We start from the raw sequence: 15,065 nt of genomic DNA on the forward strand, positions 1-15,065 counted from the left end.
TATAATGATTACCGATCCATTTATTTAGCACAGCGCTATACTTAGTTATTTCAATTCCTGTATCCTGATACTCCTGTAAGAAACAGCATCACCGTGATCCTGTATAAGAATATGTCCTTTTGCAGCCATACCAAACTCCGGCCATTTTTCATACTTGCTCCTGGCGACCAATGCATAGTAATAGGGAGCACCCCGCTGGTATTCCAATACTTTCCATCCGTTCAGCCAATGTTCTACCCTGTTGTCCGGATATACCACGATCATCCCCCGATTCCATTCTCCTATTGGTCGCCGGGCCCTGGGTTCCTTTGTAGAGGGTATCAGGTCATATAAAGAAGCCAGTGTCCTGTTGCCTACCACACCCAGTTTGGCATCAGGATGCCTGGCATCATCCAGGATCTGGTACTCTAACCCTATGGCTGATCCTGCATTATTTTCTTTCTCCGTTACAAAATATTTAATACCGCTGTTGGCGCCTTCAGTTAGTTTAAAATCAAATTGCAAAATGAAGGCACTATACTCCTTTTCTGTAACTATATCACCTCCATTCGAAGACTCAGCGCCCCCCGAAGGAAGGACACTTAATATGCCATCTTTAATTTGCCATCCCTTTTCCGGGAACCTGTCTTTGTACGCTCCTCTCCATCCATGGGTGGTCTGACCATCCCATAACAAAGACACGCCATTTTTTTTCTCGGCCTCAGAAACATTGTTAGGTATAAGATCGACTATAAATTGTTGGGGAGTAGCCGCAACTTTTGAAACTGCTTCCTGGATGCGAAGGCGACGCCACCGTACCTGTTTCCCTTCTTCTGCCTTCTTGCTAATGGCATGAACCTGCAATGCAATGAATCCTTTGGGCCTTACATCATCTATAACATAAGCTGCAGGCGTGCCGTTGATCCATGTGCGTATTGATGTGCCAATACATTCTATTCGCGCCTTATTCCAGCCTCCTTGTTTGAAAGCTGTTTTTGCTGAAGGATTCAGATCAAGGGGATACAACCAATCCCTGCCCGATTCATCATAGATACCGCCCGTCCACCCTCGTTGAGAAGGATCGATCTCATACTGGTAACCATGCACCCTTCCCTCCCTGTAGTCTGCCTTGCTGGCGCTCCTGAATTGTACACCTGAATTCAAACCGCTATCGACAAGGAATTCAAACTCCAAAATAAAATCACCATATTCTTTTTCAGTAGCCAGGAATGAATTGGGCTCATTCATAACCGTGGTCCCTATGATCTCACCATTTCGGGCAGTATACTTTGCTTTTCCATTTAACTGTCTCCATCCGGACAGATCTTTACCATTAAATAAATTCTTCCAAATCGATGGAGATTGTGTAGCGCCTTGTAAGCTTGCATATAAAGCTGCAATAAATAAAAAGTTTTTATACATACGGTTACCGAAGATGATAGTAATTAAAAAAGATCCGGATCAGAATTTTAAGATAAACCATTTTGTTTCAGCGGAGAAATAAATAGGCCCTGGATAAAAGAGAGCTTTTAAAACCTACTTGGATATAAAACAGGCAAAAGCCCAGAATTAGCTACAGCAAAGGATTTGAAATAACAAAACCATTTTTGCCATGGTAAAAAACAGGTAAACTTGTATGAAGTAGAGAATTGCAATTGATTAGTTTTACCATACGAAGAAAATGATCAGTACCTGTTCATTTTGACATCATTGCTCGCAGGCACTGCTACCTAAACTGGAAGCAGTTTGCAGTTTTATGAAAATGCCTCTAAAGACCATCCGCTTAAAATTATTACACGCACATGAGAGAACAAGTAGCCGGTGGTCATTGATCACTGGTTACTTTAATTCACCGCATTAAAATAGAAATCTCAATGAAAGAAATACTTCCCATAAAGACTAAACCTATGGTTTGAAAAAGATGTAGATGATATTATTAATTATCTACAGTGTGAGTTAATGCTGGGGATGTTTCTTTTTATATTCCCTGATCATTTCAAAAATAAAAAGGACCATGCCAGCACCTATCATACTGTACCCGATCATTTTAATATCACCTAAAAAAATCCCAACAGCTATCAGGGCCAGTGCGGCTAATGCTGCAGGAGTGATCCTTTTTTCGCTGTTCCTTTTTATATAACCGATAGCAGTCAAGATAGCAAAAACCCCGATCAATACCGCCATAAATAAAAAGGTCGCTTCCATTTAAACAAGTATTATGGTTGATAATATAAAGGTAAATGGAAACATTTGTAGCAGCAGTAAAAATTGTAAATCATCTCCGGAAATTAAATAGCGAAAAGACACCATCCTGCCCAGGGACCTATATAGGTGCTGCAAACTCATATCACTTGTAAATTTCAACCCTTAGCAGTTTGAACACCTTGTTTCCCAAACAATAAAAGGGCAGTTGCCAACAAACCAGCAAGAACTAAGGCAAAATCTTCCCTCATACCAAGAACAGTTGCAGCAAAAAACCCAACAAGGGACCAGGAAAAAGGAATGATTAATATTATTACCGGAACCTTTTTATCGCTCCATAAAAGAATTCCAAAACTAAATATTGTGGTGGGGCAAGGAACCCCAAATACCGGGGTTGATGGATAAACATGGCCAAACAGGTAACCTAATGCCGGGTAAATAATTAATGCAAATATTACCAATGTAGTGCCCATCATGCCTGGTTTGTTCTGTTTAACCTTATACCTGATTCTTTGTTTCAAAACACCATAGTAAAAAAACAATAGCCCCTGTATAATAAATAATATCCCAAATAAGTAAGCTGCTTTATTGATGGTACTAAAAAACAAGATGTGATAAGCTATGCCCATCCATACCCAGAAAAAAGCAAGAATTGAATTAATAACTTTATCTGACCACACACTGGTTTTTACTGATAAAAAAACAATAGCTCCAGCCAGTAAATAAAAAAGCATCTGTAGGGGAAAGATAGATTCGTTGTAGGTTTTGAAAACCCCCAAGAACTGCTCAACAGTGAATGGCAATTTCATACGAAATATTTTCGCTATTCACATACTAAGTACACTAATGCACATCAACTAAACTATGACCGCCATCAAAGAGAAAAGTGAAAGGAGTCAGTAACCCCTGCACCTATTTTCATCAATAAATTAACAGGCTTTCTCTGATACTCAATGAGGTTAAATAACTTTAGATCTTCCAACCTTTGAATGGCCAGGCTCATACTAATAGTTCATGGCCAAAATTTCCAGTGATTATATCATTTAAATGTATTTCAACCACCATTGTTTATGCCTGGATTTGTATTTACCAAACCAAAGGCAGGGCTTGTATAGGAGTACTACTACACCAATCCAAATCAAATAAACTTCCCATAGTGGTACGCCGCTTGGTATATCCTTTGGCCTTCCAAAATTGCCTGATGCAAAATTCATTTGCGTCCAGGAAAATCCCTGTAAAAACAGGACAGCCAGCATCAGCAAATGAATAAGAAAGAAATGAACCAGGAAATAAAACAAAGGAACTTTCCCGTAAACAGATACAATTTGTGATAGTTTATTCCGGCATCTTTCAGAAATAGCAAGCATAAAAAACATGATACCCAGGGTTACAAGGCAAAACTGCAATGAAGGTGGATACTTTGTAACATTCATAAAACAAAGGAAGGTAAAAACCGAAGTATTTTGAGAAGACCATTTTACAGGGTCACCATATATATTGACAAACCTCAACGCTACAAATAAACCCAATGCTATAAGACCAAATTGCATGAATAGCTTTTGCCTTTTTTCTACTGGCCATTCAAAGAATTTTCCGGAAGCAAATCCAACCAGCATGATGCCAAGCCATGGAACAGGTGGGTAAGCCATTACAAATACCCTGTTTGAAAATGGAATGGCAGTTTGGTTGAAAAAAAGAGAAAGTACAGTCTTTAATGTTGAATTGCCCGTAAGTGGAATGAGGTTGAAAAGGTTATGTCCAAAAAGAATAATTAAGCCAAGGATGCCAAGCGTTTGTATGGACACATTTAAAAAAAGCCCAAGGATTATAAAACCAAAGCCAATGGTAGCGATAACTTCAAAAAGTATAGTGTGAAAACCCGGATCAAAGAATAATGCAAAATTTACAACAATGATTTCCAGGAGAATAAGGTAAAGTCCACGTTTTAATAAAAATCTTTTACTTTTTGAGCAATCACTGCTTTTTTGTAAAGACAGATACGCAGAGGTGCCTGCTAAAAAAACAAAAGTGGGTGCGCATAAATAGGTAATCCATCTTGTAAAAAATAAAATGGGTGTAGTGGTTCCTAAATTGGTAGGGCTTTGCGTGAGCGAGTCAACATGTATCAGATCCCTTACATGATCCAGCGCCATTATCACCATAACAATTCCCCGGGTGATGTCAATAGAAGCAATTCTTTTCATTTCTTATTTATTGCTGATCGATACGGGGTATAATTTTTTCAGTGCATTATTCACAGCCTGGTGCATAATTGTTGCGTGATTTTCTTCCGGTAAATAATCAAAATACACACTAACAGCTTTACTTTTTGCGGCCATTATCTTATCGGCTAACAGGTTGGCATCCACTTCCATTACACGAGGCATTTCTGTTGAAGTTAACCCCTCTTTACCTACGCCTACATAAACATCGGTTTTATGAGTATATCCTTCCAGCAAAACTGGAGACTGCAAGCTCAATAGAGATCCATTGTCCCACCATATACTTGGACTTACAATGATATATTTATTGAAAAGGGCCGGCTTCTTTAACAAAATTTCCGTGGCCAGCAAGCCCCCCAAAGATTCACCAATGATGGTTTTGGATGCATTTACCTTATACCGGCTCTCAATAAAAGGCTGTAATTCTTTTTCAATAAAAGCAATAAATTTATCCGAGTGTCCTGTGGTAGGATATTTCTTTTTATCCTTATCAATGGTTGTAGGATAGGTAAAATCCCTCCTCCTGTCAACTGTCGCTATCCCCACAACAATTGTTTTAGGCACACGGTTGATCCATTCAAAGCTATTGAATTGATACAGGCCTACTATATGAATAAAATCTTCGTCGGCTGAACCATCCAGTAAATAAGTAACAGCATACCTTGTGGTATCGTTTTTATTATACCCTTCAGGCAGATAGATGTTCAAAGTTCTCTCCTCTCCTAAAACCTTTGATTGAATCTTTTCTATAACTCCTAATACAAAAGGTTTGGTTCCTACCGCCTGCACAGAACCCTTATCCTGGGCAAAAAGGAAGGTTGGAAGCAATGCCCAAGAAAGACATACTAGTATTTTTTTCATTTAATTTCTTGTTGTTTAACACCCGTCACAGTTACAAGAGCCCTGAAAGACTATTGTCTTAAAGTATTCCAGACTATCGGCTTAGGTTCAACAAAATAGTTATTTATTCCTAAACATCATTGCCTTCATTAGCATTAAAGAACTTTGAATCTATTGATATTATCCAATGCCATGTATTCCTGGTTCATATGTTGAATACAGAAGCATACCTGTTCTTTTCAAAATAAGAATAGGATCTAAAATTCTATTATAAAACCAATAGAGGGAGTAACTGATGCATCACTGTTATCAAGCCGCAGGGGAATTGCGTTGCTGCCATCTGGTTTTATTGGCTGACCATCTGTTGTAACAAAACCTGTATTCTCAGCATTGCGTTTAAAAGTATAGCTGTCCGGCTCCGGATTTTTAGCCAGGTACCAATTGGTTACATCTAAAAACAGGTCAATGGTAGTTCTTCTGAAATTCCATTTCTTATCAATACGGATGTCACTCGAATTGAAGCTGCCTAGTCGTAGTGTATTCAACCTTGCATAATCTAAAATTCCCTGACCGCGTGACAAGTAATTCAGTTTTGAGGCTGCTTCATCAAATGGTGTATAAGGCGCTCCACCCTGGTATCGGAATTTCAGGCCAACTTCCCAGTTTCGGGGCAACTTATAACCCATAGTTGCACTTAAAAGATGACGATTGTCCCAACTGCTTGGAATATAGAGTTGATTACGACCACTATATTCGGAACGGTAAAAAGTATAGGAAAGAATACCAAAAAAACGATCCGTTAGTTTTTGTTGTGCAAACAATTCAATTCCGTAAGCTCTCCCCTTTCCATTCGTAGTCACTGCTTCATTTCCCAATACATTAAAATCAGACCCAAGATTGGAAAGAGAAATGCCATTGCGCACAGATACCGGTACATTGTCATAATTTTTATAAAAGCCCTCTGCTGTAAATCGCAAGTCATTAGAGGGCACGAATTCGACGCCCGCAACATAATGTTCACTGCGAAGGTAGCTGCTGTTCTTATTAACCAGCACTCCGTTGTTATCTGCAAATCCAAGGATTGTATATGGAGGTATCTTATAGTAACGGCCAATTGAAATATTAGCAGTCCATCTCTCTGCTAACGTATAACTAAAGGCAACGCGGGGTGACAGGGTTTTGAAGGGATTAGATCCACCAGTAGTAAAAGTATTTATATCTGAACGTACTCCGGCGCTAATGCCAAGCCGGCCATCAAAATAACGCCGGCTTACCTGGGCAAAGGCACCCAACCGCCAGAAACTTTCCATGGGACTTATGAAGTTCAAACTTTCACCCTGCTGTATCACACTGTCATTCGCATCCTTTAATTCACGACGGATGACACTGAAAGTATGATTACTGTAATCGGCCAATTGTGCCGATGCCCCATAGGCCCACTTCCAACCATTTCGATATTTGTTCACATCAATACGGAATTTATTCTCTGTTTCTCTTGATAAGTAGGATAAGGTTTGTTCAGCTGCAACCCTGGTCTCATTATCCTGGTATTGCTGAATATCATTATCGAAAGTATTACGGCTCAGAGCCAGGTTTAAGAATCCATCTTTAATCAACCTGCGCAATGATATACCCGCAGTATAGTTCCACTGGTTGATAAAAGGATTGGAATTCAGTACATATAATTTTTCAGGCGTCGCATCTTTTATCCTGGCGAAACTAAATTGGTCAATTGCACCAAGGCCAACAAATGAAACCGTGGTTTTACTGTTCAACTGGTGGGTGATCTTCGTTTGAAAATCCCAATAATTAGGTCGAATGGGCAAATCTATTAGTGTAAAAAGCAATTGCAGGTAAGATCGCCGGGCCGATGCCAGGAAGGTGGTCTTTTTATTCGATGACAAGGGACCCTCCAGGGTAGCGGAAAGATCAGTAGCACTCAGCCGCACATTTCCTTGAACCCGGTTAGGGTTGCCGGAACGCTGGCGAAACTGGAATACTGAACTCAGGGCATTGTCATAGCGGGCCTCAAAAGCAGAGGAACTTAGTTTTACATCTTCAATGAACGATACATTCAATATACCTTGTGGGCCGCCGGAACTTCCCTGTGTTTGAAAATGGTTAATCACGGGGATCTCTATACCATCCAGGTAGAAAACATTTTCGTTGGGCGCTCCACCCCTTATAATGATATCATTTCTAAACCCTCCACCGCCTATTCCTCCTCCCACACCAGGCAATGTTTGAATAACCTTACTGATGTCAAAATTGCCCCCGGGATTACTCCTGATCTCTTCTGTAGTTAAACGCTGCACACTTAAAGGTGACTCAAGCGTTGCAGCAGCTGCCGTGCGGCGGCCTGACCGTACCACTACTTCAGAAAGTGAGGTAACATCAGGTTCCATCTCGACAGACAGGTTTATCTCGTTACCTGTGGTGACAACCAGGTTATAATAGGTTTGCGGCTTGTAACCTACACCTGTAAATACCAGGTTATATGTTTTGATATCCAGGTTGTTCAATAGAAAACCTCCCAACGAATCTGTAGTTGTGCCTTTAGTACTATCCTGCAGCAAGACTGAAATTCCAGCAAGCGGCTTTTGTGTGGCTCGATCCACAACCTTACCTGACAAGCGGCCAGTAACTTGTGCATTTATGATTGTAAAAACGAATAAAAAAATACAAGTCAGCAGTACTGGTAATGTTTTTCCTGTTGGGTAAAGCATCAGATAAATTCCTTTGTCAATCTGCTTAATGCAAATTGATAAACTTTAAGTTTAAAAGGTAAATAACATTTACAATAACACCCTTGTTCCGAAAAGGTTTAGCAATTTTTGAGTTTAACAGCTATTTATAATCTCTTATGACCCTTATAAATTCCCTGTTCCTTTTCTATCGTTAAATCAATATCACTGAATACACTGATTGATGTCATTGTTTCACAATTCATCTCTAATCAATTTTGAATACCTCCTATTCCGTAATGAAGATAAAACATCCAATACTTCTTATGATGTTACACGGAAACTAATGTGCCACACAAACTGCCTTTTGAAATAGATAGAAGAACGCTAAAACTATGATTATGAAAAAGGATGGAAAATTTTTGGTGCGGGAAAATATTGATAGTGCCACAAAAAAAGGAAGTGCCTGGGTAGATTATTATTGGTACAAGCCCGGTCAGAATGAGCCAGCCCATAAGCAAGCGTTTGTAAGAAAGGTGCAGCATGGAAATGAAACATATATTGTGGGTGCCGGTTTTTACCAGTAATGGCGAAACAAATGAAATTAAGTTTCAAGGCACAAGGGATAGCAGTTGATTATAGTATGGCAAACAGCTTGTGAGACATTATTGTTTGATGTTTCACATTTCAAGATAAAAACTCGCCTTCAAATGTTATGACAGCCTCTCCATAAATGAATACTTTGTCATTGACTAGTTCTGTAATCATCGTGCCTGTTCGTGAAGAAGACTGAAATGCTTTAAATTTTGTCTTGCCGAGTTTTTGTGCCCAATATTTAGTAAGGAATGTTTGTACACCGCCTGTTACAGGATCTTCATTTGTGCCTGCCCAGGGCCAAAAATACCGGTAGTGAAAATCAAAACCGGTGTCATTGGATCTGGCTGTAACCAAAACGCCATTGATGCCCTTGTATGAATTTATTAAAGCAACAAAATCAGGTTTCAATCCGGCAAGTGTACCCGGGTCGCTTATCTCAATAAGAATGATCTTGTTTTTGGGGCTATACCTGGCATCTAATGCCTTATCTATTCCCAAGGCACTGAATACAGGCTCAGGAACAGTAAAATCAGTTGTCTCATAGACAGGGAATTGCATCATGATCTTACCATCAACTTTCTCAATCCTTAATTCAACGTTTTCGCAATTAATGAAATTGATAGTTTCAAGGGAAGAGGTTTCAAATAGAATTTTTGATGCCCCTAATGTAGCATGACCACATAATGGAATTTCTTTTTTGGGAGTATAAAATCTAATGCTATAATTATTCCTCGAAATGTATTTGATAAACGCGGTTTCTGAAAAACCTATTTCAGTTGCAATGTTTTGCATTAATTGATTATCAATATCAGTTTCTACAATGCAAACAGCAGCAGGGTTTCCCTTGAATTTCTGATTGGTAAAAGAATCAACGAAATAAGTCTTCATGAATTTAATTTAAGAAACCATAAACATAACCCACAATAGTTTAAATATATTCCCTCAGCAGTATTACATGCTATTTAGAAATCCCCTTCATAATATTATTACCTAAATCTGTAAACTTATTAAAGGAAGCCATGTCATATTCGTTTGACAATAATACAATGCCCAAATGTAGTCCAGGACAAACTGCACAATAGCTTGAAAAGCCAAAACTTGCACCAGAGTGCCAAACTATGGATTTTCCACCAGGAAGTTTATCAACCTGCCAGAATAAAGCAGTACCAGTATGAGTTGAATCACCAAAAGAAGCCAGGTGACATAATGCAATTGTTGCATTTTTTTCATCTAAATGCATTCTGATATACTTTAACATATCGATTACTGAAGAACAAATGCCACCCGCTGGATGAAGTATGGAAAGCGTATGATTGTAGGGCATTTTTATTCCCTTATTATTATATCCTTTTGCAAAATACCTGGCCACACTATCTTCTGTGTAGGTAACATTTGTATGGGTCATAGTAAGTGGTCCAGTTATATAGTTTTTAACCAATGAACCGTATGGCTGATTATAAGTTTGTTCCAATATGAAACCTGCTAGTTGTGCGCCGGCATTTGAATACTTAAACTGGTAACCTGGTTGAAATGTCATTTTAAAATGGTGCAAATCTTTCCAAAAGCTATCTAGCGTATAATTTTGATATAGGGCCATTATTAAAGAAGGTATTGAGTCTTGCGGATTCCGAAATAAGTTTGGAATATCCGGTAATAATAAAGGCAAACCCGAAGTATGGTGTGCCAGGTGTATAATTTTTATGGCATGGCCCTGGTATTCTAAATTGGGATAAATACCAGAAAGATATTTGCGAATATCATCAGCAGGACTTACTTTTCCTTCAATGATTGCCTGCGCCAGCAGAGTTCCTGTAAATGTCTTGGAAATGGAACCAATTTCATAAATAGTACTATCTGTTGGTGGTAATTTTTTTTCTTTTTCCCGGGAGCCATAATGAAAAGTATAGGTTACTCCATCTTTGATTATGCCTAATGACAATCCAACCTGCGTAGTATCTTTCATAAATGCTTGAACCAGTTCATTAACAGTTGAATCTTTAACCGACCACGAATTACGCAATTCAATCTTCTTACGGTCTGTTTGTGCGGCTATCTGTAACGACACCAATAATACAAACAATATAAAAAACCAAGATTTCATTTTGATGTAACCATTCTAACATAAAATTATTGCCACCAATAAATATATTTACCAGGATCCTGATTTATAGATAATGTTATTATTCAGAGCCATTTATTACTATTATTAGTCAAGGATTCCATGTGTTACCCTCATGGCTCTTGTAAGGCACTTGCTTAGCAGGGAATAAACGTGCAACAATGAACTATTAATGTTTATCAATGAATCTAAGTACAACTTTATTAAATTCTGAAGGGTTCTCATACTCAAGTCCATGCGAAGTATTCGGCAGTGTGGTTCTTTCCTTATTACTAAAACAAGGTTCCATCTTATTCATTATTAAAGGAAGAAATGCAGGAGATTTGCCACCTCCCAGCAACAAGACCGGACAATTTATTTTTTTAAGATCAGTACAGGAGATGGAAGGCATAATGTTTTGAAGAGTGATATTAGCCCTGGCTTCCTGCGTATTCATCATCATTAATTCACGACCAGATTGGGACAGCCTGGAGAAGTAGGAACTGTCACCCATTACAACATCAAGAAAATAGCTAACTGCTTTTTCCTGTTCATTGTTTGCAAATGCTTGTACTGCTTTGGCAAAAGGATTTACATCATTTGGCGAAGGAGGTGGCATCAATGACATAATAGGCGGTTCCCCAAGCGTAAGACTGCGCACCAATTCAGGATGATCAATAGTGGCTAATAAGGCAATATAGGCACCGGAAGAATGCCCTACCAGGTGAGCGGGTTTAAGATTAAGCTTTTTTAAAAACGCTGCAAGGTCTTTAGCATGAGATGCGAAGGAATGTTTAGATGAATCTATTATTAGTTGTTGATTAGGCCAGGCAAAGCGACGACTATAAGCAATTACCCGGTAGTTTTGAGTAAAAGCATCCATTTGTGCGCCCCAGCTACGGTAATCACTTAATGCACCGTGCACAAAAACCACCGGATCGCCTTTCCCGATGTCGATGTAGTGAATACTGTCACCATTCACGAAAATGCTTTTGAGTTCAGACTTTATTCCTGCTTCACCTTGCGCTATGGCAGTATTGCTGTTATTGCATACACACAAATAAAACAGCGCCAGAAAAAAACTGAATGGGAAAAAGTTCTTTTTCATATTAAACTGTTTTGGTGTTCACGATTTTATGGTCTTCAGTCAGGGTTGGCTACAACTTTAAAGCATTGCGATGTGGTGGCAGTCGGTGGTGTTCCCGGTCTATCGGGGCTTATTAAAGATACAAAAGGTTGTTATTTATTTAGTTGACATGCGTAATTCGCGTGCCGAAACAATACCTGTACGAAAAATGTCAAAGCTAACAATGTGTACTGCAAAATTTTTAGCAGCAAATAAATATTGCCAGATTTTCAGCAACTTTCTTATTCCATCAGCACCCATTCATCAATGATCTTTTCCTTTGCCCTGGTCAATATGGTTTGCACTCCCAATGATCTATTACCTGCCATAAGGTGGCCTGCAAAGCAAATAGGGATCTTGTAATCTTTTGGAAACGTGCCATTAAACACAGCCTTCCAGTTATAGTCATCCATTTCATTCATAAAAAACTCTTCGGCTTCTTCATCAATAGGTTCATCAATGAGCACCAGGAATTCTTCTTTCCCAGGTATTGGTGGTTTTTCCTTCTTTTGTGCCTTGCGGGCATCTGCTTCTCTTATCATACCGGGCAGGTACAACTCCAGGTCTTCAGCAGATATGGGTATACAATGGAGGGAAGCCAAAAACGCATACAATGATCTGAGTACCTCCTCATCTTCTATTCCCAGGTTTTTAAAGGCTATGGCTTTTTTCTTACAAAGATTATAAAGTGCGTTACACCTGCGGTTGGTATAAACATAGCGGTAGATAAGGGAAGCCAGGGTATTGGCCCTTCCAAAAAAACCTGAAGCTCTCCTGGACCCTTCAAAGGCAGGATCGGAATAAAATCGATCAGTGTCCACACCGGGTTTGGTGCGTACCCAGTACTCTCCTTCAGAGCGGTAGAAGTTTATATTGCCATCAATGGTGCCAATGCCCCTGATAGGACCTACTTGTTTTGGCATAGAATAGGATTTTGTTTTATTAGCTTGCAAAATACTAAATATTTTAGTATTCTCAAATCCTATTTTCCCTTTTATTTATCCACAGGAGGGTAAACAATTATGCGTAACAGTGAGTTGGGACATAGCTCCTCCCAGGCTACCTCATAGCTACTCCCTGGCTACGGTATAGATATTCCGTGCGAACACGGAGTATCATGGGCGTTGGTAGGGAGTTGATGGGACGTTGGTAGGAAGTAGGATAGTCGGAAGTCACAAATGGCGAAAAAGAGAATTGCTTATTTCGAAGACGTTAGGTCGAAAAAACAGTTTTGATACGATCAATTCAGGCACGTAGAAATGTTCAATTTTCAATGTTCAATAACCAATTTTCAAGGAAGGCAGAACCAGGATTTGATGAAGTGGTTTGGGAGGGAACTTTATTTTATACCGGGAAGACCGACCGCTATTATATTTCTACTTTTCATCCACTGCGTGGCGAAATAGATTATGCTTATGACAGCAATGAAAATAATGGTTGAAAGAATTTCCCATTTGCTCAAACTTGTTAGTAACCAGACAATAGTTGCAATCCCAATAAAAGGAATGGTTAATCCTAATGGAATAATAAATATATTTTCTGTTTTATCAGTTTTCTTCCTTCTCATTTCGATGGTTGACAAAATAACAGCAAGGTAAATAAACAGTATGGCAGCACTGGCCATTATAGCTAATTGTTTAAAACCACCTGAAACAGAAAAAATAAAAATCAATGTGCCGTAAGTTATTACTGCCAGATAGGGTGTAGCAAATTTGGGATGTACTTTGCCGAGGAATTTCGGAAATGTACCGTCAAGTGCCCCCGCAAATAATGACCTTGGAGTAGCAAGTACGTCAGCGCCTACGGCACCAAAACAGGAAATAGCAGCTGTAGCAAGCAGCAAAGTTGCGCCAAGTGGTCCTGCAATTTTTTGTGCCACGGCTGCCAATGGGGCATCTTTAAAAATACCTATATCTCCACCCAGGATCCCCTGGGTAACCATTTGTAACAACATGTAAACGATCAGTATGATAATTCCTCCTGATAAAATACCCAAAGGAATGGTTCGTTTTGGATTTTTAAGTTCACCACTCACGCCTAGTGATGTTTCAAACCCTGCAAAGGCAAAAAATAAAATGAAGACAGTATGACTAAATATAGGCAGGGCAGGCACCTGTTCCCAAAACAAATTGTCAACTTTTACCAGCTTAAGGCCAAAAACTATGATACAGAGTAAGGGCAATAATTTTACGACAGTAATGATTTTTACAAAACCAATACCTTGTTTTGTTCCGCGAACATTTATCAGGATCATAAAACCAATTAGTACGAAAAAGAAAACAATACGTATAACCTGGTTTGCAAAAACAGGAAATACCAGGGACAATGAATCAGCTATTATATTCATCAGTGCAGCGCTTCCTAAAATGCCCCAACCAAAAAAATAGAGCCAGTTAATGATATATCCGGGAAACTTTCCGAAAGCAGCTTCAACGTATGCATAGGATCCTCCGCTGGTGGTAATACGTGTGCCGATCTCTGCATAACATAGCATAATGGCAGCCATCATAATGCTACAGAAGATATAACCGAAAACAGCAAAGGCTCCTAATTCGAGCCCCACGATCCCTGGCAAAACAAATATGCCAGCACCCATTGTACCATTAACAATTGCCAGGGCAAGTCCGCCTATGCCAATTACACGTTTTAAACCTTCCTTAGATTTGGTAATTGACATAATAGTTTGGTATTACCTATTAAGTTAGACAAGTAAAAGCAATAAAGCGGTTTTACTTTGCACAGTACATTTCAATTGATATACACTATTCAAATTACTAACTGCAGAGCTGCTTTGTCTTCAGGCAACCAGGCCACGGGCAATGCTTAATTGTTCCCGGAGCTTAAAAGGATGGATATTCAGAATGATGGCGGCTTCCAAATCATTAAAACCAATGATATCTACCAATAAATAGGTGGTCCAGGCAGGCAAATTCATTTCTCTTGTTTTGTGAATATTTAAAGCCTTGAGAATAGGTTGAATCATAAATGTATTTGGCCGGTTGCCGGCAACAGGTTTTGCAAGGAACATATCCCTGCTGACAAGGAACACACATCTCCGAACAATTTGCTTTGCCAGCCACAAACGTGGTGATATATCCCCGGCATTACCAGGAAATATAGAAGACCTTACCTGTTGCAAGATCTGGCAGGAATCAGATTCATTAAATCCAAACCCGGAAGCGATCTGTTGTAATACATGCTGATTTTTCAGCCATACATCTTCGAGCGTAATAGATAGGTTATCCATAACCGTTATTAAAAAGTTTGATACTCAATAGCGTGTAAATTCCAGGCACTGCGCTTTTGATACTGAATAG

13 protein-coding genes are annotated in these 15,065 nt (G+C 39.2%); 1 reads left to right on the forward strand and 12 read right to left on the reverse strand.

All coding sequences use genetic code 11. The annotated features are described in order from the left end of the window. Nucleotides 1–45: 45 nt before the first annotated feature. From BUA53_RS00875 to BUA53_RS00900, 6 genes are all read right to left on the reverse strand, one after another. A complete protein-coding gene (locus BUA53_RS00875) occupies nt 46–1,401 on the reverse strand; it encodes a 3-keto-disaccharide hydrolase (RefSeq protein ID WP_072833347.1) in 1,356 nt (451 codons plus the stop codon). A 534-nt stretch (nt 1,402–1,935) separates the two neighbouring features. Next, complete coding sequence (locus tag BUA53_RS00880) at nt 1,936–2,184, reverse strand: hypothetical protein (protein WP_072833348.1); 249 nt, start codon at nt 2,182–2,184, stop codon at nt 1,936–1,938. Nucleotides 2,185–2,339: 155 nt separating this feature from the next. Beyond that, nucleotides 2,340–2,990 (reverse strand): DUF6064 family protein, encoded by a 651-nt coding sequence (locus BUA53_RS00885; RefSeq protein WP_072833349.1) that lies wholly within the window; start codon nt 2,988–2,990, stop codon nt 2,340–2,342. A 234-nt stretch (nt 2,991–3,224) separates the two neighbouring features. Then, a complete protein-coding gene (locus tag BUA53_RS00890; RefSeq protein ID WP_072833350.1) occupies nt 3,225–4,385 on the reverse strand; it encodes an acetyltransferase domain-containing protein in 1,161 nt (386 codons plus the stop codon). A gap of 3 nt (nt 4,386–4,388) precedes the next feature. Next, nucleotides 4,389–5,264 (reverse strand): alpha/beta hydrolase, encoded by an 876-nt coding sequence (locus tag BUA53_RS00895; RefSeq protein ID WP_072833351.1) that lies wholly within the window; start codon nt 5,262–5,264, stop codon nt 4,389–4,391. A gap of 236 nt (nt 5,265–5,500) precedes the next feature. Then, entirely contained in the window at nt 5,501–7,969 is a 2,469-nt protein-coding gene (locus tag BUA53_RS00900; protein ID WP_072833352.1) for a TonB-dependent receptor, read from the reverse strand. Between the two features lie 359 nt (nt 7,970–8,328). Here BUA53_RS00900 and BUA53_RS00905 point away from each other — a divergent pair, with 359 nt between their 5' ends. Further along, entirely contained in the window at nt 8,329–8,514 is a 186-nt protein-coding gene (locus BUA53_RS00905) for a cache domain-containing protein (protein WP_072833353.1), read from the forward strand. Between the two features lie 100 nt (nt 8,515–8,614). Here the strand turns inward: BUA53_RS00905 and BUA53_RS00910 are convergent, their stop codons facing one another. From BUA53_RS00910 to BUA53_RS00935, 6 genes are all read right to left on the reverse strand, one after another. Further along, on the reverse strand, nt 8,615–9,412 hold the full coding sequence (locus BUA53_RS00910) for a PhzF family phenazine biosynthesis protein (RefSeq protein ID WP_072833354.1): 798 nt from the start codon (nt 9,410–9,412) through the stop codon (nt 8,615–8,617). A gap of 70 nt (nt 9,413–9,482) precedes the next feature. Beyond that, entirely contained in the window at nt 9,483–10,625 is a 1,143-nt protein-coding gene (locus tag BUA53_RS00915) for a serine hydrolase domain-containing protein (protein ID WP_084079738.1), read from the reverse strand. A 187-nt stretch (nt 10,626–10,812) separates the two neighbouring features. Beyond that, complete coding sequence (locus BUA53_RS00920) at nt 10,813–11,730, reverse strand: alpha/beta fold hydrolase (RefSeq protein WP_072833356.1); 918 nt, start codon at nt 11,728–11,730, stop codon at nt 10,813–10,815. A gap of 260 nt (nt 11,731–11,990) precedes the next feature. Next, nucleotides 11,991–12,671: a hypothetical protein gene (locus BUA53_RS00925; RefSeq protein WP_072833357.1), complete on the reverse strand. Its 681-nt coding sequence runs from the start codon at nt 12,669–12,671 to the stop codon at nt 11,991–11,993. Between the two features lie 416 nt (nt 12,672–13,087). After that, entirely contained in the window at nt 13,088–14,425 is a 1,338-nt protein-coding gene (locus tag BUA53_RS00930; RefSeq protein WP_072833358.1) for an APC family permease, read from the reverse strand. A 120-nt stretch (nt 14,426–14,545) separates the two neighbouring features. Continuing rightward, on the reverse strand, nt 14,546–14,995 hold the full coding sequence (locus BUA53_RS00935) for a hypothetical protein (RefSeq protein ID WP_072833359.1): 450 nt from the start codon (nt 14,993–14,995) through the stop codon (nt 14,546–14,548). Nucleotides 14,996–15,065 lie beyond the last annotated feature (70 nt).

Origin of the sequence: Flavisolibacter ginsengisoli DSM 18119 (assembly GCF_900129295.1) — a bacterium.
GTDB lineage: Bacteria > Bacteroidota > Bacteroidia > Chitinophagales > Chitinophagaceae > Flavisolibacter > Flavisolibacter ginsengisoli.